The sequence below is a fragment of the Peribacillus deserti genome, assembly GCF_002863585.1.
Classification (GTDB): domain Bacteria; phylum Bacillota; class Bacilli; order Bacillales; family DSM-1321; genus Paraperibacillus; species Paraperibacillus deserti_A.
The window spans coordinates 22905-42266 of record NZ_PGUY01000013.1 but is presented as its reverse complement, the minus strand read 5'-3'; the positions used below and the strand labels follow the sequence as shown (position 1 = coordinate 42266).

At 41.8% G+C, this 19362-nt stretch carries 16 protein-coding genes; 6 read left to right on the top strand and 10 right to left on the bottom strand.

The features are described from left to right. Positions 1-31: 31 nt before the first annotated feature. Positions 32-3841, bottom strand: a complete 3810-nt coding sequence (locus CUU66_RS04345) for a PA14 domain-containing protein (protein WP_180955153.1) — start codon at positions 3839-3841, stop codon at positions 32-34. A gap of 410 nt (positions 3842-4251) precedes the next feature. On the opposite strand from CUU66_RS04345, the gene CUU66_RS04340 reads away from it, so the two are divergent. Further along, positions 4252-5259: a C40 family peptidase gene (locus CUU66_RS04340; RefSeq protein ID WP_101640453.1), complete on the top strand. Its 1008-nt coding sequence runs from the start codon at positions 4252-4254 to the stop codon at positions 5257-5259. Positions 5260-5559: 300 nt separating this feature from the next. Continuing rightward, positions 5560-5970: a hypothetical protein gene (locus CUU66_RS04335; protein ID WP_101640452.1), complete on the top strand. Its 411-nt coding sequence runs from the start codon at positions 5560-5562 to the stop codon at positions 5968-5970. A 162-nt stretch (positions 5971-6132) separates the two neighbouring features. On the opposite strand, the gene CUU66_RS04330 is transcribed toward CUU66_RS04335, so the two are convergent. Next, positions 6133-6405 carry an IDEAL domain-containing protein gene (locus CUU66_RS04330; protein ID WP_101640451.1) on the bottom strand — a complete coding sequence of 91 codons (273 nt, stop codon included), beginning with the start codon at positions 6403-6405 and terminating at the stop codon, positions 6133-6135. A 278-nt stretch (positions 6406-6683) separates the two neighbouring features. Between CUU66_RS04330 and CUU66_RS04325 the strand changes: the two genes are divergently transcribed. Further along, the gene (locus CUU66_RS04325) at positions 6684-7184 is read left to right on the top strand and encodes an SMI1/KNR4 family protein (protein ID WP_257967889.1); all 501 of its coding nucleotides are present in this window, start codon (positions 6684-6686) and stop codon (positions 7182-7184) included. Between the two features lie 128 nt (positions 7185-7312). Here CUU66_RS04325 and CUU66_RS04320 read toward each other — a convergent pair whose 3' ends face one another. Both CUU66_RS04320 and CUU66_RS04315 read right to left on the bottom strand, forming a co-directional pair. After that, complete coding sequence (locus tag CUU66_RS04320; protein WP_101640449.1) at positions 7313-8356, bottom strand: DUF4030 domain-containing protein; 1044 nt, start codon at positions 8354-8356, stop codon at positions 7313-7315. Beyond that, positions 8346-8903: a sigma-70 family RNA polymerase sigma factor gene (locus CUU66_RS04315; protein WP_101640448.1), complete on the bottom strand. Its 558-nt coding sequence runs from the start codon at positions 8901-8903 to the stop codon at positions 8346-8348. Before CUU66_RS04315 ends, CUU66_RS04320 begins: the two co-directional genes overlap by 11 nt. A 467-nt stretch (positions 8904-9370) precedes the next feature. On the opposite strand from CUU66_RS04315, the gene CUU66_RS04310 reads away from it, so the two are divergent. Continuing rightward, complete coding sequence (locus CUU66_RS04310; RefSeq protein ID WP_101640526.1) at positions 9371-11524, top strand: transglycosylase domain-containing protein; 2154 nt, start codon at positions 9371-9373, stop codon at positions 11522-11524. Positions 11525-11783: 259 nt separating this feature from the next. Here the strand turns inward: CUU66_RS04310 and CUU66_RS04305 are convergent, their stop codons facing one another. From CUU66_RS04305 to secA2, 5 genes are all read right to left on the bottom strand, one after another. Beyond that, a complete protein-coding gene (locus CUU66_RS04305) occupies positions 11784-12131 on the bottom strand; it encodes a carbon-nitrogen hydrolase family protein (protein WP_180955152.1) in 348 nt (115 codons plus the stop codon). 1 nt (position 12132) lies between these two features. Next, complete coding sequence (locus CUU66_RS04300) at positions 12133-12375, bottom strand: nitrilase-related carbon-nitrogen hydrolase (RefSeq protein WP_101640446.1); 243 nt, start codon at positions 12373-12375, stop codon at positions 12133-12135. After that, on the bottom strand, positions 12359-12547 hold the full coding sequence (locus CUU66_RS04295; protein WP_101640445.1) for a hypothetical protein: 189 nt from the start codon (positions 12545-12547) through the stop codon (positions 12359-12361). The genes CUU66_RS04300 and CUU66_RS04295 overlap by 17 nt, the downstream gene beginning before the upstream one ends. A gap of 70 nt (positions 12548-12617) precedes the next feature. Next, positions 12618-13505 (bottom strand): accessory Sec system S-layer assembly protein, encoded by an 888-nt coding sequence (locus CUU66_RS04290; RefSeq protein WP_101640444.1) that lies wholly within the window; start codon positions 13503-13505, stop codon positions 12618-12620. Beyond that, positions 13492-15897 (bottom strand): accessory Sec system translocase SecA2, encoded by a 2406-nt coding sequence (secA2, locus tag CUU66_RS04285; protein ID WP_101640443.1) that lies wholly within the window; start codon positions 15895-15897, stop codon positions 13492-13494. Before secA2 ends, CUU66_RS04290 begins: the two co-directional genes overlap by 14 nt. 202 nt (positions 15898-16099) lie before the next feature. On the opposite strand from secA2, the gene CUU66_RS04280 reads away from it, so the two are divergent. Further along, positions 16100-16903 carry a transglutaminase domain-containing protein gene (locus tag CUU66_RS04280; protein ID WP_101640442.1) on the top strand — a complete coding sequence of 268 codons (804 nt, stop codon included), beginning with the start codon at positions 16100-16102 and terminating at the stop codon, positions 16901-16903. A 57-nt stretch (positions 16904-16960) separates the two neighbouring features. Here CUU66_RS04280 and CUU66_RS04275 read toward each other — a convergent pair whose 3' ends face one another. Next, on the bottom strand, positions 16961-17389 hold the full coding sequence (locus tag CUU66_RS04275) for an NUDIX hydrolase (RefSeq protein WP_101640441.1): 429 nt from the start codon (positions 17387-17389) through the stop codon (positions 16961-16963). A 329-nt stretch (positions 17390-17718) separates the two neighbouring features. On the opposite strand from CUU66_RS04275, the gene CUU66_RS04270 reads away from it, so the two are divergent. After that, a complete protein-coding gene (locus CUU66_RS04270; RefSeq protein WP_101640440.1) occupies positions 17719-19242 on the top strand; it encodes a sugar porter family MFS transporter in 1524 nt (507 codons plus the stop codon). Positions 19243-19362: the final 120 nt, after the last annotated feature.

Sequence of the window (19362 nt, the reverse complement as noted above, 5' to 3'; positions counted from 1 at the left end):
TATTTTAAACTGAATGGCTTTTTGCTTTATTTTATAAAGAATATTGAGGAATATCATAAACAGCGGTATAGCTTTCTAATGTGCTGTATAATTGATAAAACCTTGTTGTCTGTTTATATGCCCAGCCTATGTCGGTTGCATATTGGTGAGTTGCCGGCGCTGCTGGATTCCAACGCATTTTATAGAGAGTGTCCTGACCCTGCTGCACATAGTTTTCAGAAACGAACTTCGCTCCGCCAATAATGGCTTTGTCAATCGAGGTCCATCCTTCAATAAACGCTCGCTTTGCTCCACAGTCCAGGGCACAGCTATCATTTGCTCCAATGCCATACAAATTATAAACAATAGCATCATAGCTCTGATCGGCATCCGCGGATGTCACAACAATAGTTTGTGGCTTTCCGTCAGAACCAAGTATTACTTGTCCATTTGCATCCCGTTTCTGTCTGACTTTGGCACCTGTTGCTAATGGGGAAGTTCCATTGCCTGTTTCCAGCAAAGAGTGGGAAATTAAATACACTTCATTAATGTTATATGCCTGGCTTGCCTGCTTAAATACTTGAGCTTTCCCCTTCAGTACTCCAGCAGAGGCTGTAAGAATTTTGTCGTTTACTTCATATGCATTTGTCCCGGCAGTACCAGTAAGCTTTAAGAATTGGTAGTATCCAGAAGTGCTGGTTCCAAAATTCTTTACATCCATATAATATTTAACATCAGATGCATTCGCAGTCTTCCAAGTCTGAGGGTACGTAATTTTGTACCAATAACTGCCGTCCGATGCCTTTAGTTTTTCAGAAAGGATTGTAATCTTCTGACCTTGTTTTATTTCACCCATTGCCCAATACGAAGTCCCGATTCCTCCCCTAACATTCCACGTTCCACTTACTGTTCCAACCCTTGTAGTTGTTCCAGTGATACTTGAAAAAGCACCTGCACTTACATACGCATCATACTTTTTATCAGTCTGCGGATTCGCGGATGCAACCTGCTTATCAACAGCAGATTGAAGAGTATAAGAATAATTTGTATATTGGGTTACTTGTTTGATGATTACTTGCTCAAAACTTAAATCAAGGACAGCTTCAGCATCTGCTTCATAATATTCAATATCAATAGAGTGAATACCAGGAGTTAATGTAACATCTTTATTAATGGTATGGAGACCCGGTGTCCAGTCCTCCAGCTGAGTAGTCCCATCCACTTTAATCCGGATGCCGTCATCGGATCGACCGGAAAATCTATACTTTCCTGAGGAAGGGATAAAGACCTTTTTACTATATTTTACTGAGAAATTATTATCAGGAATACCTGGCGCAGGAGATCCGGCTGCCCAGTCAAAATTTAACTCCTCATGACTAAGTTCAACAGGGGATCCGCCAAAACTTTGCAGTGGATAATATAAAGCAGTCCAATAATCTTCTATAATATCAAACTTTATCCCAGCAGTTTTTGCATTTTCGAAGTATTCAATTTTCAGATCATGTGTTCCGGCTGCAAGATATATATTTTGATCAAAGGTTTGAATTCCAACCTTCCAAAGATCATAGACCTTTACTCCATCTATATACACTCGCATACCGTCATCTACATTTCCGACCAGGCGATAGTTTCCTGATTTAGCTATGTTCACTTTCTTTTCATAGACGGCGGAAAAATAATCTGCTGATATTGTTGGGTCAGGTGACCCTGTTCCCCATGAGAAATTTAATTGATTCTCAGTTTTATAGAGCGGCGTACCCGACAAATCCTTGGTTGGGTAGTAAGCTGCTGTCCAGCTTCCTTCTGTAACTGGCGGAGGTTCCGGTGCAGCAGCTCTTTGCAAGTCTACCTTAATTTTTGAGCCGTAGTATATCTCCGAATACTCCACCCTAATTAAGTGAGTACCTGCAGCCAAGGAAATCTCCTGGTTAAAGGCGTTATCAGTCGATTTTTTCCACAAATCCACCTGTCTGACTCCATCTACATAAATCCGAATGCCATCATCGGAAGTCCCTGACAGCTTATATTTACCTGCCTCACTAACATTTACTTTCTTTTCGTAAACGGCGGTAAAGTTGTCTTTAGGTATCCCTGTAATCGGTGAGTTTGAACCCCAATTTAGATCCAAATTTTTTGTTTCTGTGTAAATAGGTGTTCCTGTAAAATCAGTGGAAGGATAATAGGCGGCCGTCCAGTGGTCAAAAGTAACCTCAGGAGGAGGCGTTACAGCAGCCGGCTTTAGATCCACTTTGATTTTTGAGCTGTAGTAATTCTCCGAATACTCTACTTTAATGGTATGAGCACCTGCACTCAATGAGAGATCCTTATCAAAGGCATTGTCCGTTGACTTTTTCCATAAATCAACCTGTTTGACGCCGTCTACATATATGCGGATACCGTCATCAGAGGTACCAGAAAGCTTATACTTGCCAGCCTCACTGATATTTACTTTCTTTTCGTAAATTGCAGTAAAGTTATCTTTGTGTATCCCTGAAATCGGAGAATTAGAACCCAAATTAAGATCCAGTTCTTTTAATTCTGTGTAGACCGGTGTACCTGTGAAGTCAGAAGAAGGATAATATGCTGCATTCCAGTGGTCAAAGCTTACTGGAGGTGCAGGATTTACAGGTAATGGCTCTAGGTCGACCTTGATTTTAGAACCGTAATAGAATTCACAGTATTCTACTTTAACTAAATGTGTACCAGCACTCAAAGAAATTTCTTTATTAAATGCATTGTTCGTTGATTTTTTCCACAAATCTACCTGTCTGACTCCGTCCACATAAACCCGGATGCCATCGTCAGAAGTGCCTGATAGCTTATACTTGCCCGTTTTTGTGATCTTTACATTCTTTTGATAGACAGCAGAGAAATTATCTTTAGGAATGTAGGCAGCTGGTGATCCAGAACCCCAGGCAAAGTTAATGGCATTAACGATCTGGTAATACGCAATGCCAGTTAAATTTGATTTTGGGTAATAGGCAGCAAGCCATTTATCCGAAGGAATAGTCGGCTGAAGCTGCTGAACATTTAAATCAATGGAAGCTTTTGATCCTCGTTCATAATAGGCTACTTTAACAGTATGTGTCCCAGCCGTAAGGGAAATATCTTTATTGAAGGAATGTACTCCATCCTTCCAGTAATCGATATATTTCACGCCATCCACATACAGCCGTATTCCGTCATCTACTTTCCCGGAAAATTTGTATTTAGCCGTTTGAGGGATAACTAGTTTCCTCTCAAAGGTTGCTGAAAAGTTATCTGCGGGTATACCTGCTGCAGGAGATCCACTCCAGGCAGACTTAAGGTCGGTATAATATTGCTTCGCGGGGGTCCCAGTAAAATTTACTTTGGGATAAAAATAAGCGGTCCATTTATCGATGCGCAGATCTTCAATTGCCTGGATATTGACCTGAATATAAGCACTGGATCCACGCTCATAATACTTTACCTGAATATTGTTAGTCCCTGATTTTAACGTAAGCTCTTTATTAAAATAATGAGATCCGTCTTTCCAAAAATCTACTTGTTTTACACCGTTCACATAGATTTGAATTCCATCATCAGCTTTACCCGAAATGCGGTATTTGGCAGCTTTGGAGAGTGATATTTTTTTAGTATATACCGCTGAAAAGTTGTCTTTTGGAATTTTGGTGCTAGGTGAGTTTGTTCCCCAATTATAATTGAGCTGGCTTGCTGTAGTTTTAACAGCGGTACCTTTGAAGTCAACACGAGGATAATAGGTGGCACTCCAAGTAGATTCACTTGCGCTAGCATTAGATACTAAGACGAAAGTTGATAAAACAAAAGCTAGTGACATAGTAATTATTGGGGCAAATAGAACTTTTAGTTTGATAGCCAACAATCTAATCCTCCCTTTTTTTCTCTTTATAACCATTCTCCTACTAGTATGCAAAAAAATGGTATAAATGTTAATAGTTTTTGAAAAAAGGGTCGAAATACCTAGTTTAACATCATAAAAACAGGGTATTTATCTTATTTTAATTTAAATCTATTTATTTCCCAGACAATATTCGCTATCTTTAGCAGGAAATTTTTATCGTGAACCCTTGATAAACCAAGATTTCTGAATAAGTTAACTAAACGTTTGTTTTAAAAAAGCAGTAAGGGAATCGTCTCTATTTTTTGGACCTACAAGTCCTTTCAATTGAAATAATGAAGAAACACATATTTTGTAATATAACTGTAATGTTTTTGAAATGAATAATTATGTAGAATAATGTAAAAGAGGAAAATTTAGGGGTGTAGGTTTTGAGGAAAACAATTGCAGCATTAACTGCTTCCATTCTAATTTCTGGCTGTTTTATCTCATCAGCTTCAGCAAGTACATATACCGTTAAAAGCGGCGACTCACTTAGTAAAATAGCAAAAAGCAGTTCTACAACAATTGCGAAATTAAAAGAGTTAAATAAGCTGAAGGGCGATTCTATCTTCGCAGGCCAGAAGCTTCAACTGCCTGAGACGATAACTCCGGTTTCTCAATCTACCAAAAAGCAATCCACTTACGTAGTCGCTAAAGGGGATTCGCTAGATAAAATTTCAAAGAAATTCAAGATTTCATTGTCTGATTTAAAAAAATGGAACAACTTAAAAAATGAAAAAATACTGATCGGTCAAAAACTTATAGTATCCAGCACCTCCAAAAGTTCACCTTCACCTGCACCGCAAAAGACAAGTCCGAAACCTGCACTGCCTCAGTCCTATATTGTCCAGCCGGGTGACAGTCTTTGGAAGATTGCAAGTAAATATAGCATTACTGTCGAGACTTTAAGTGCTTCAAACAAATTAACTAAAGACGGTATTCGAGTCGGACAATCCCTTCTGATTCCAGCAGCGCAGCCTATTAAAGATAGTGACCAATCAGCATCTGTTCCAACTCAAACAAACGCTAACCAAATTCAAGCTCTAATAGATGAAGCAAAAAAACATATTGGAGTTCCTTATGTATATTCTGGCAGCACACCAAGCGGATTTGATTGCAGCGGGTTTATCTACTATATTTACAATAAGACTGGATATAAGATAACCAGACAATCATCTGCTAGTTACTTTAGCAAAGGACAGTCTGTCACAGAACCAATACCAGGTGATCTGCTATTTTTCTCTACAATAGATGGATCATCCAGCATCTCTCATATGGGAATGTATATCGGGGACGGGCAATTTATCCACGCAAGTTCGGGTAAGGGAGTTGAAATCACCTCCATTAATATGAATTACTATAAAACTAGATTTCAAGGCTATAAAAGATTATTTTAACGGGACAGGGCAGTGTTAGCGCTATCGCAGCATTGCCCTGTTTCATTTTGATGAGGTAAATTAGGGTTTCACTATCTTTCTTCAGAGTTTTCTAATATAATACTACATTGGTATTCTTTGACATTGTTTTCGATGTTCTTTTATACTAAATTTAAAAATAGACAGACTTTTTTATAAACATGCAGTTTAATATTTTTTAATATCATTTTCATATCTTCTTCATATATAGAGAGATAGCAGAAATACTGAAATCTTATATAATTTCAGATTTCATTGCACTAATGGAGGCGTTAGATAAACATGGATAACCAGAATCGAAACACAGACCTTATAGAACAGCTGAAAAATAACCCGCCAAAAATCATAGGGGGTTACAAAAAGCCAGGCTGGGCTCTAAAGGTTCTCGAAAAAATAAGCAATGATTCTGTTGAGCATGAGCCGGACGGATCATCAGTGACTGCAAAAGCAATATTGGAGGCTAGTGATCAAACCTATTATCCAGCATTTTTAACTTTGGACATGTCAAAAAAAGGACAAGTTGCCGGTGCCTACTTCATTTCCGAGAAAAACGAAGAGTTTGAACTTCTTCCATTCGAAATCGCCAAAGAATTCATTAAAAAAGAAGAAGCCGAACTAACACCATTCAAGTATCGTACCCTCGAACAAATCGAAGGCGACGAAATCCAGACCAACTGGCCGGACTTCTCATAATATACATTACAGCCTGTCCCCTGCTCCTCTCGGGGCAGGCTTTTTTAATGGGGGACAGTCCCCCATTTCCCGATTATTTCCCAAACAAAAAAAACAGCTGGCTGACATTATTCTGATTGTAACGAATTTGTCAGCCAGCTGTTTTATGATGTTGCTCTATGTTCATAGCACCTTTTCCCAACCCTCGGAGGTTAGCGCCATAAAACGTTCCTCGTCTCTTTGGTCAAGGGCTTTGTCAATTTCAATATATCGTCTGTTGTTTAGGAATTCACGCTGTACATTTTCAATCAGGCTTGTAGCTCCTTTTGTGTATTCTGTGTGGGCCTGGGTCAGGATTTTGCGAGTTTTCAACGCATCCTTATCCATAATATATTCTGCCTGTCCTTTGCCATATTGGTCCGAATTATTTCGATTGGATTTGTATTCGTGTTTCATCTTGATCCCTGCCTCCCTAAAAGGTTATTTGTGTATATAAATACCCCAAAAAAATAAATTATAACAAAAGTTTTACAATTTCCATTTTTACACCCTTTTTCCTTCACCTGTCGAGGTATGGAAACATGAGCGTATATCCTTCTTTAGCTTTCAGGAAAATCCCAAGAAAATTCAATCTTTACAATTTTTCTGACCGGTAAAATATGTTAAAATTCAGTGTGCCTTTTTACAACGCACTAACTCGTAGTAGAGAATTATTTTTATTAGGTGGGGAATATATGAACATGTTTTGGGATGAATCAGAAAATTATTTTACAAATCCACAACCGGTTACCGATACTATGATTAAGAAAACGGAAGACCTCCTCGGTTACAAGCTGCCAAAATCTTATATGGATCTGATTAAAATCCGCAACGGGGGAACACCTATAAACACTTGCTTTCCCACAGCTTCACCTACTTCGTGGGCAGAGGATCACATTGCAATTAGTTCTATAAATGGAATCGGCGGGGAATGGGGCATCGATACGGACAGCGGCAGCCAATTCATGATCCAGGAATGGGGATACCCGGACATTGGAATTGTTTTATGTTCCACTCCCTCTGGCGGGCATGATGCCGTTATGCTGGATTATTCAAAGTGCGGAAATAATGGGGAACCCCGTGTCATTCATGTCGATGTGGAGGATTTTGAAAATCCCAACATTACCTTTCTCGCTGAAAACTTTGATGCATTCATCAGTGGGTTAGTAAACGAAGATTTGTTTAATGATGAGTAAAAATAGTAATTTATAAAATTTACTTATCCATAAAAAGGCAGAGCTGATTCCTTTGAATGGCTCTGCCTTAAATATTTTAGATGTGTGCAGGAAAAGAAATTGTATCTTAAAGCATTTTCGCACACCTTTCAGTTCAGCTGTTTTTTTTCTTTGCTGTTAATCACCAGCTCGTACGGCTCTCCCTTCACAAACTCCTTCATTTCGTCGGATGTAACGAAATGATGGATGATCAGTTCAAGATCCTGTGCATATTCTTTTGCATGATCGTCTCCTGCGCTTACAGTTGTGTGTATCGTTAGTTTCGGTTCGGGATGTACGGTATAGCTGAGCCCTTTTACCTGAAAGTCCTTTTTACCCATCAATTCCTGGGCCATTGCCGAAATGACAGAGCCCCATCTTCCCTCCTGCTCCCTCTTAGCCAGGTTCACTTTTTGGAGTTTAATCCCGTAAGTCTCTTTTTGTTCTGCTTCGATCCTTTTATTTATGAGTTCTTTAAGCTTCGCAACCCGCTTTTCCGTGTCCGCCAGTTCGACCTGAACTTCTCGTTCTCCGCCAGAATCCGGAATTTCTACTATATATAAGGACAGTACATCGAACTTTTGTTTTTTTAATTCGTCGAAGATTTGGGTCTGTAAGACTAATAATTTAGGATCTTCTTCTTCAGCCACCGGTTCTGGATTAAAGTTCATTACATTTACGGTAAAAGCATCGTAATCCTGAGAGTCAAGAATATCCTGGGCTATTTTTTTCACATCCGCTTTCACTCTATTGTAATATTCCTTAGAGCTTGGAATTTGGATGACCAGCTCCTTTTTCGGCCGGTACGACAGCCCGATGCCATCGTATTTATATTTTTTTTCGTCTAACCTCTCAGCCACCAGCTGGGTAACATCCTTCTTTATAAACAGCAGCTTCACGTACGGAATTTTAGAGGCCACCTCTGCCATGGCAGGTGAAACATATGCGGAGCTGATGAATAATCCTATCAGTACGGCTGCGGCGGCTGTGTATACTCCCATTTTCCTTGCTATGCCCCACTTTGCCTTCCTTCTTCCCAGCCCTTGCTGCAAGGCCTTTTCTTTTATTTTCCGCTGCAGGGCCTTATCGAAGGTCACGTCCTCAAATACCGTTTCGGTCATGCTTTCCCGAAGATTTTTCAGCTTATTTTCCACTCCTACCACCTCTTTCATACATGTCCTTGATTAAAACACGGCCCCGATGCAGCCTGGTTTTTATTGTATTCGACTTGATGCCCAGCAAACTGCTGATTTCCTCAATTTTATAGTCTTCAAAGTAATGGAGGTAAATCACCTCTCTATACTTAATCGGCAGTGCCAGGACCTTTAACGAAAGCTCACGGTCTTCTATTCTTTTTAATACTGCCTCTTCGGGCGTCTGCTCTAACGAATGGTGGTCATCGAAAAGCGACTGTGTAATTTTCTTGCTTTTAAACGACCAGCTCTTCATGACATCCTTACAGCGGTTCCCGGTAATCCGGTACAGCCAGGTCTTCAAGGAAGCTTCTCCGCGGAAGTCTGCTAGATGGTTATAACAGCTGATAAAAACCTCCTGCGTGATATCTTCGGCGATACTTTTATCCTTCACATAGGAATAAGCCAGCCAGAGAATGCTTTGGCCATACTCCTTCATAATCCAGTCTAAATCGATTTCATTCGTCTCCAATGCAGTTACCTTCTCCTTTTTACGTGCGCTCAGCATGAACTGCCGCCCTCCCTTCCTGCCTATATAGACGACAAATGTATAGGATGGTTCCCTTTTTTGTGAAAAATTGTATCGTTTACTAGCAGATTTGCTTTACATGGGGGGTCCCGCTCCTTCCAGTTAGAAGAATTGTGCACGATTATAGAATGTCATTGCTCTATTTTGAGAATTTGTGCGCCATTATAGAATGCCATTGCTTTATTTTGAGATTTTGTACTCGATTGTGGTCACTCATTACTCGATTCTCAGCTTTTATGCTCGATACTCTAATTGCCCTATGCCCAGTAACATACATTCATTCATTCATTAACTCAACTAAACTTCCGTTTACCCTTGCTAAAATATGGGAATCAAACCATTACACCTGAATCTTCTAATCTAATAGTATACAATAAGAATTTAGTTAAAAAATGAAGGCTCAGAAACTATCAGCCTTTTTATGTAAAGGCAGGGAAAAAATCATCATGGCAGATACATATAAAACCAGGGAAGAACGCCGGCTGGCTGAACAGGCCAAAAAGAGAAATAAGAGGAAACGACCCAGGTCGTTTTTTAAAAAGCTATTCATTGTGTTTCTATTACTGAGTTTTTTCAGTGCAGTTGCTGTTGCAAGCACCGGCTATGCCTTTATTAAGGATGTACCGGAAATCAATCCAGAGCAATTGCAGGATCCGCTGTCATCGAAGTTTTTTGACAAAGACGGTACGTTCCTCCACGAATACGGGAAGGAACAGCGGACTAAAATCACTTATGATCAGATCCCAAAAGTCCTGGAGCATGCTATTATCGCGACAGAGGACAGCCGTTTTTATACGCATCAAGGAATTGATGTGAAAAGAACGGCGAAAGCGATTATGGCGAATATAACGGGCGGCTTTGGCAGCCAGGGGGGCAGCACGATCACCCAGCAGGTGATTAAGAACTCCTTCTTGTCTCCGGAAAAAACGGTAAAGCGCAAGGTCCAGGAGTGGTACCTGGCTTATGAGCTCGAACAACAGTATACCAAGCATGAGATTCTCGCTATGTACGTGAATAAGATCAATCTTGGCAATCGTTCCTATGGTGTAGCAGCGGCTGCTAAAAACTATTACGGTATGGAGGTTAAAGACCTTGGCAAATTGACGCTTCCGCAAGCCGCGATGATTGCCGGCCTCACACAAAGTCCGAATAACTATGATCCTACTAAAAAAGAAAACATTGAATCTGCAACGAAGCGCCGGAACATTGTTTTAACTTTGATGAATATGCATGGCTATATTTCCAAAAAAGAAATGGCCGATGCTAAAAAAGTTCCGGTCACTCAGGGGCTTGTTCAGGAAAAAGATCAGAATGGCATGCCTTATCAGGCGTTTTTAGATGCCGCAGTAAGAGAGGTAGAGTCGAAGCTGAAGAATGTGGATATCAGTGAGGATGGGCTTCAGATTCATCTAACACTCGACCCGAAAGCGCAGCAGCTTGCTGATTCCATCATGTCAGGCCGGTTAGTAAGCTATCCTAATGACCGCTTTCAGACCGCATTTACATTTATGGATTCTAAAACAGGCGAAATCCGGGCAATCGGAAGCGGAAGGAATGAATACAAAACGACCTTCCGCGGGCATAACCTTGTTACGACATTGAAGCGCCAGCCTGGCTCTACCTTTAAGCCGATCTTTGATTATGGACCTGCAATTGAATATTTGAAATGGTCCACCTATCACCAGATCGTAGATGCCCCTTACAAATATTCAACCGGAGATCCGATCCGGAATGCATATAAGAATTACCGGGGTAAGATGTCCATCCGGGATGCTTTGGTCGAATCGAGGAACATCCCGGCTCTAAAGACGCTTGAAAGTGTCGGGTTAAAAAAAGCAAAAACCTTCTCTGAGGGACTGGGCATCCATTATCCAGGTGGAAATGTATACGAATCCTACTCGATTGGCAGCAACTCGGTGTCCCCTCTTGAATTGGCAGGCGCATACGGGGCTTTTGCCAACAAGGGAATATACACAGAGCCGCACTTCGTTTCTAAGGTAGTTATGCCGGATGGTAAAGTCATTGACTTTACACCTAAGAGCAAGCGTGTCATGCAGGATTATACGGCGTATATGGTTACGGATATGCTGCGCGGAGTCATTAATGCGGATAATGGTACCGGTAAAATGGCCGCAGTGGCAGGCGCCGATATCGCCGGGAAAACGGGCACAACCAATTTTGATGAAAACGTCATCCGTAAATTCGGTTATCCCGAAGACGGAACAAGCGACAGCTGGTTCTCTGGCTATTCTACGCGATATACCATGACAGTTTGGACCGGCTATGCGAAGAATGGGCCTGGAAATTATATGAACAAAGCGGATACGAAAATATCCCACACCATCTTTAAAACCATGATGCAGAACTACGCCGGCAGCGAACGGTTTGCACAGCCTGCTTCTGTTGAGAAAATACGCAACGAGCTATATATAAAAGGTGTCAAACGAGACATGGTGCCGCCTGCCCCTAAACCTAAGGCGAAGCCGAAAAAAGGAGTGTCGAAGAAAAAAGAAAGCAAGCATAAGGCATCAGCTGCCAAAGGCAAGAAACCAGCAAAAACAAAGAGCAAAGGCAAGGCAAAAGGGAAAAAGAAAGACTGATGGGGACTGTCCCCCATTTCCCGGATTATTTCCCAGATTTTGAAAAAGGAAGCGGCTCAGGAAAGAGCCGCTTCCTTTTTTCATTATGAGGTTATGAAATTTGTGGCTAGCTAGATATAAGCATAAACAGCAAGGCACTATCATTCTACCCTTTTAATCTAGTAAATCTCGGCTTTAAAATTCAAATATCCAGTAAAACGAGATTACTTTGACTAAAAACGTTTAAATTCTGCTTAATATCTAGCAAAAAACATGCTGATCACATTAAATCCATCCGGCTCTGGCTCAAATACCAATCAGAGACCTCAGTCAAGTCGATTACCACCTTCTGAACCGCCTCTTCACCGGCAGGCAGTTCAGTTAAAATGTTTCCCTTTGGCGACACTGCCATGGAAGAGCATCCCTGTTCAGATGCAGCAATATTGGACGAGATTATAAAGCGCTGGTTTTCAGCCGCCCTGCTGATTAAATGTGAATTCCACACAGGAAAATTATCTTCGCCTTTTACATTGGTTAAATAGAAAATAACTTCCGCTCCATGAACCGCAAGATGTCTCCATTGTTCCGGGAACCTGATTTCTCTGCACATCTGGATCCCAGCCTTCACTTTATGCCCCCCCCACACGGAGTTCAAATGTACGTAAAACATTTCCTGCTTTCATAACCTTTCTTTCATGAAAAGCAAGGTTTACCTTTTTATAAATATGTTTGTCTCCTTTTGGAGAAAGGTATATTCCTGCATTGTACCTTTCGTCCTGTTCATATAAACAGGTACCAAATACAATATGTATTTCCTTCTCCACTGCTTCTCTTTGCAGCTCCTGCAGCCCTGCTTCAAGCTCTTCGATCATTGATTTTATCCAGAAAATCAAGGTCATCCGAATACCCGGATAAAGCTCCTTCCGGGAAGACAATTACCTGACCCCTTTCCACATTTTTCGTTAAATCCAAAATCCGTTCTAGATTTTGTTTTACACGTCCGTCTTCAGAAACAAATTGAACGACGTTTACTGCCAGCTTCATACATGACCCTCCTTTTCCATTTTCGGGTTAAAAAATAGAGGATTCATAATTGAATCCTCTACAGGTCTACTTATCCCGCACTAGGCGGATATACCTTCCACCTGCTCAAGTCTGGATTTTGCTTCATAACTAACGACGCCGGGAATACAAACGTCCATGGTTTGCTAGTATTCCCTTTCACCTCGAAATTACCCAGGGTAAAGCCGCCTCTGCAGATGACATCGCCCTCGGCATCCTCTACAATCAACGGAATCTGCTCGAGCTTGATGTTTTTCTCGCTGCCGTTTCGGATCAGAACGGTCACAGCAAATGCTCCGTCGGGTGCTGGTGCGGCTTCGATGCCCATGAAGTTTACTTCGCCTTGGGCTAAGTTCGGCAGACCGGCTACAAGGTTAGTAAGCTTCTCGCGCTGTATTTGCGAAATCTGATCTTCCCAGCTTGCTTCTAGATCAAGAGAGTGACTGGCAGGGTCTGCTTTTTTCTTTAATTCGAAGGCGATCTTCCAGCCTTCTTCCGGAATGTCGGCAGTCAGGACGCTTTCATTCTCAAACAAAAATCTCCACGGAGTACAGCTCATAGCAGGAAGCTCCCCAAGGTCGTCGAGTTCGAATTGCTGTCTGGCGAATGGCTGGCCATTCACGTCCAGCAGCAGTAAATCAACGGTTTCAAAGCGGATCGGTTTTGGCAGTGTATTTCTCAAGAAGGCTGTTACGAAAATATCCCCGTACATTTCCGTTAATTTTAATCCGGAGATGGACAGCTGGTTTCGTTCTAATTTCTCTAGCTGCTGATGGCGGTATTGATAGATGTAGCGCTCTGAACTAGACATTTCCCAGTCAGGATGAAAGTTTAGAACCGTGCGGACTCCTTCTTCCGCATCCAGTTCCTGCTGATCTAAAACAGGAGCTTCTATCGGCTTATCTTCTGTTTTTTTCTTCTTAAATTTAAAAAGTGCCATCTTCAAATTCTCCCTCTTCCTCATCAGCTGCAACTTCTTCAAATTCAAACTGGCTTTTTACAAATTCCATAAAGCTGACCGTAATGCCCGATTCGATATTCAGCATCAGACCATTGAACTCGTGAAGGGCCTCTTTTTCAAACAAGATATATGGATCTTCCTGGCTATAACTTCTAAGCTGAATGCCATCTTTTATCTGATTCATGATCGTTAAATGCTGAATCCAATTATAATCAATCTGCTGAAGCATGAACTGCTTTAGCTGGCCGCCGAGAATTTCATCTTCCTTCATGCTCAGGACAAATTTCTTAAGCTTATCCAGTTCAGCAAGCATGATCTCTTCCGTTTCAGAAGGCTCTAAATCAGCAATGCCTTCGAGCGTTACCTCTGAATGGATAAACACAACAGAAAGCGTCTCAAGCAGGCCTTTCGGATTCCAAGCTGAAGCATCCTCCGGGTACGCCCCTTCAATGACAAAGCGTACATATCTTTCCATGTATTCCAGTAACTCTTCGAACATTTCTTCAGGAGACAGCGTAAGGATTCTGTCGCGCATGGAGTAAACCACTTTACTCTGTTCATCCATTACATTTTCAAGCTTCAGAAGGTGGCTTCTTGAAGAATAGAACATATTCTCAATGGTTTCCTGCACCTTTTTCACATATTTAACCGGATCAGGACTTAGGACAAGCCCTGTCTCATCCGTCTTCACTTTTTTCTCAAATTTCTCTTTTTCTTCTTCATCATAGTAAGTGAACAGGTCGTCTTCGAGCGAAATGATAAACTGCGTGGAACCCGGATCTCCCTGCCGTCCTGAACGTCCTCTCAGCTGCATATCGATCCGGTTGCTCTCATGACGCTCCGTTCCAATGATATGAAGTCCGCCTGATTCCCTTACTCCTTCACCCAGCATGATATCCGTACCGCGCCCCGCCATATTGGTCGCAAGCATGACCTGCCCTTTTTGACCAGCCATGGAGATGACCTTTGCCTCATCTTCCTCGGTTTTTGCATTCAGTATCTGGTGTTTTATCCCAGCTTTTTCAAGATGCTCAGAAAGATCCTCCGACTGTGCTATAGAAGTTGTTCCAATTAGAACGGGGCGTCCTTCCTTATTGAGGCGCTGAACCTCTGATACAATCTTCTTTACTTTGTCTTCAGCCTTTTGGTAGACAAGATCCTCCATATCAATCCGCTGAATTTCTTTATTTGTCGGGATCGTAATGACCTTCAGGTGGTACGTTTCCCAAAATTCAGTTTTCGAAGGAGTGGCGCTTCCTGTCATCCCTGCCAATGTTCCATAAAGTCTAAAATAATTTTGAATGGTAATCGTAGCTTGTGTTTCATTTTCCTCAGAAATTTCAAGACCCTCTTTTGCTTCAATCGCCTGGTGAAGCCCGTCACTGAACGTGCGGCCTTCCATCATCCGGCCCGTGAACCCGTCAATGATGACGATTTTGCCGTCTTTTACGATATAATCAACGTCTCTTCTCATTAACACCTGGGCTCTAAGTGACTGCATGATATGATGAAGCAGCTCCTGGTGATCTGCGTCATATAGATTGTCAATTCCGAATGCAGCCTCGATTTTCGCGGCTCCTTTGTCTAAAAGAAAGGCCTGCTTCGATTCATTGAATACTTCATAATCTTCATCTTTTACAAACTTGCTTAAAATATCAGCCGTGATATAAAACAACTCCGCGCCTTCACTGTTTTTATTGGCAATGATAAGCGGGGTCTTAGCTTCATCAATCAGAATGCTATCCACTTCATCGACAATCGCATAGTAATGGCCGCGCTGAACCTTGCTTTCCAGGTCGCTGACCATATTATCGCGAAGGAAGTCAAAACCGAACTCTGTCCCGGTCCCATAAGTAATGTCCGCCTGATAAGCAGTCATTTTTTCCTCTGGTTGCATTTGGGAAATGTTTAGTCCAACGGTTAAACCAAGGAATTCATGAATCTGGCCCATCAGTTCCTTATCACGGCGCGCCAAATATTCGTTAGCAGTAATAACGTGGACGCCTTTTCCTTCTAGTGCATGAAGATAGCTTGGCAGCGTTGATACCAATGTTTTTCCTTCACCGGTATTCATCTGGGCAATACTGCCGTCATTCAGCACAAATCCGCCAATCAGCTGAACATCGTAATGCCTCAGCCCAATGACACGCTTGGCCGCTTCCCTGACCACCGCAAATGCATCCAGCTGAATGTCCAGCAGCGTCTTCCCCCCTGCTAATTTTTCTTGAAACTTATTTTTCATATTTTTTAATTCATCATCAGTAAATTTCTCATACTTAGCTTCTAATTTATTGACCTGAGCAACCTGTTTTTGTAATTTCTTCAGGTCTTTGGAGCTATCATTGAACAGGTCTTTTACTCTAGTAATCATTCGGCGTCTCTCCCGTTACCAATAAGTGTTGTACTAGTAGAATTATATCATATTATGTAAATATTTTAATTGGTGGCAGTAATTACCATAAAGGTGAGCGTTTTGTGACAGACAGGGGGAAAAAACCCACTCAGGACTTATTGCCTATTTCTAACAAATGGGATTTTATGTAATATAGGGTTATTGTTTAAAGGGGGAACATATGAGAAAAATAGGTCCTGTTATTTTAATGGTTTCTTTACTGCTGCTGACTGGTTTAGTAGATTCACGCGGGCTTCATAAGGCAAAGGCCGCCAGTGATCCGCTCTATGATTCGATTGTCACTGGTATTACTAATGTACAAACTTCTATCTCGCTTGGGAAAAGCGGAACTGATTTCAATAGAGTGCGGAAAACATATGAGCAGGTTCTGAATGAACGGCCTGAATTGTTTTATGCACCTAACAGCTACAGAGTATCTTCAAACGGTTCAACGGGTCAGCTTCTCTTAACCTATAAATACTCTAAGGCGCAGATCACGTCTATGAAAACAAAGCTGAATGCCAAAGTAAATTCCATTGTGGCTGCTGCCAAGACTAAAAAAACGGAGCAGCAAAAAGTGTTATATATCCATAACTATCTCGTTAATCTTGCTCAATATGATTATGATAATTACCTTAAGGGGACGATCCCTGATTCCTCCTATTCAGTCTACGGTGCCCTAATAAATAAAAAAGCCGTCTGCGATGGATATGCAAAATCTATGAAACTGCTATTGAACAAATCCGGAATCTGGGCGGTAAAAGTGAATGGGTACGCAAACGGCGGTCCACATGCTTGGAATTTGGTGAAAGTAAGCGGGAAATACTATCATGTCGATGCTACATTTGATGATCCAATAACGAGTAACCGCAAACCAATGTTAACCTACAACTATTTCCTTGTTCCTGATACAACGATAGATAATGATCATTCCTGGACAAGGACTGGCCTTCCTAAGGCTGTTTCAGTAAAACCGAAGATGTAATGGAGTGGTTAGGGCAGCTGCGGCTGTCCTTTTTTATTTGGGGCCGCCTCTATCCTTTCATAGTTGTGTAACCATTCGATACGTCTGGCCTTTTAAAAAATCTAATAAAAATGACCGGTCCTCTGGAAAAGATAAATCGAGATCGCTTATTTCGTCCGCCGATTTCCAGGCTATTTCATGAATCAATTCATCAGGATCCTGAATAATCGCTGAGCCGCCTATCAGTTTCAATTCATAGTAATGAACCTCAACATCTATTCCGAATGTCACACCTTCCTTAATGAACAATGGCCTGGCAATTTCCACTTCATAGCCCGTCTCTTCCCATACTTCCCGGACACAGCACTCTTCAAAAGTTTCTCCCGGTTCCAAGCCGCCAGAAGGAATTGACCATACCCTTTTCTCTTCAGGCCGGCCCTGCAAGACCATCAAAATCTTCCCCTCACCATTCACACAAATTCCCGCCGAACCAAACCACTTTTCCATCATCCATTCCCCTTTCAACATCCTCTTTTTTACCTGATTATACCAGAATAAGCTTTTGGGAAATAGAGACTGTCCCCCAAAAGATGTAAGCGATACCAAAGGATTGAGGTTCGGGAAATGGGGGACTGTCCCCAAAATTTGTCTGTTAAAAGATGTTTAGGAGTCCCGGGATGTGTGGTAGTTATTAGTATATATTCGACTTGTGAAGAAAGTAACAAACTTTATTAGGAAAGGAGCGATGTCGGGCAGTTTGGAAAATTGGTTCTCTTACGGATTTTAAGAAATTATAACGATATATCATTTACATTAGTAGAGAGGGAGAAAAGAGAATGAAAAACAACGAAGATGTTCCGGACTTTAGCAATCAGTCAAGTTCCTCAATGAATAAAGCTTCTGCTTTGGCTGACACATCGGCTGGATCCCCCAAACAGAAATTTTCACGAAAAGTATTTTTACGATTAATTACGTTTGTTTCTACATTTGGCGGTCTGTTATACGGATATGACACAGGTGTAGTAAACGGCGCCCTTCCATTTATGTCCAGGGAGGACCAATTGAATTTAACTCCTTTCACTAAGGGGTTAGTCGCCTCTTCCCTTCTATTAGGAGCCGCATTTGGTGCGGTTCTTGGCGGAAGATTTTCTGACCGGAAAGGAAGAAGGAAAACAATCCTTAGTGTAGCACTGATCTTCATCGCTGCAACACTCGGATGTACCTTTGCTTCAAGCGTTGGTGTAATGGTATTTTGGCGTATTGTTCTGGGGCTGGCTGTCGGAGCGACATCCGTTACCGTTCCTGCCTTTTTAGCGGAACTTGCCCCTGCAGAAAGCCGAGGCAAACTGGTGACAATCAACGAATTAATGATCGTTACCGGACAGCTTCTTGCTTATACATTCAATGCTGTTCTTGCCAATACAATGGGAGAAATGGCACATGTATGGAGATACATGCTCGTAGTCGCCACGCTTCCCGCCGTTATCTTATGGCTCGGAATGATATTCGTACCTGAAAGCCCGCGCTGGCTGGCATCAAAAGGCCGCTTTGGACAAGCCCTCAGTGTGCTGCAAAAGATCCGTAAAAATGAACGAGCACATGAAGAATTAAATGCAATCAAACAAACCATTGAAGAAGAAGGTAAAGTTAAAAAAGCAACATTCAAAGATATCAAACTGCCTCATGTCCGCCGAATTCTATTAATCGGGATCGGGATTGCCATGACACAGCAGCTGACTGGAGTTAACTCCATCATGTATTATGGAACAGAAATCCTTAAAGACTCTGGTTTTTCAACACAGGCCGCATTGATCGGTAATATCGCGAACGGATTGATTTCAGTTATAGCAACATTCGTGGGGATCGCCTTGCTGGACAGAGTCGGAAGACGGCCCATGCTGTTTACCGGGCTGTTAGGAACCACAATATCCCTTCTGCTCATTGGTATCTTTTCAATTGCATTAAAAGGCAGCTCTGCCCTTCCGTTTATCATTCTAGGGCTGACCGTTTTATTCCTTGCCTTCCAGCAGGGTGCCGTATCGCCGGTAACATGGCTGATGCAGTCAGAAATATTCCCGCTTCACCTGAGAGGATTAGCCATGGGGATCACCGTCTTCTGTCTCTTCACCATGAACTTCCTGGTAGGTCTGTTATTCCCGGTTTTATTTAACGCATTTGGATTGTCATCAACCTTCTTTATCTTCGTTGCACTGGGTATCGTATCCATACTCTTTGTGAAACGATATGTACCGGAAACAAAAGGCCGTTCTCTAGAAGAAATCGAACGCTCTTTCCAGAAGAAAGAGAAACGATATTTCGCAGGGAAGAAAAAGGTTTTGGCAAAGAACGCTAATATATAATTTAAAAACGAGACTGCCCCCAATTAAGCTGGGGGTCTCGTTTTCTTTATTTGGCCGGTGAATACTGTACTTTTCACTATACAGATAGCTTTTTTCTATTATTCTATCGTGTTAAGGCTA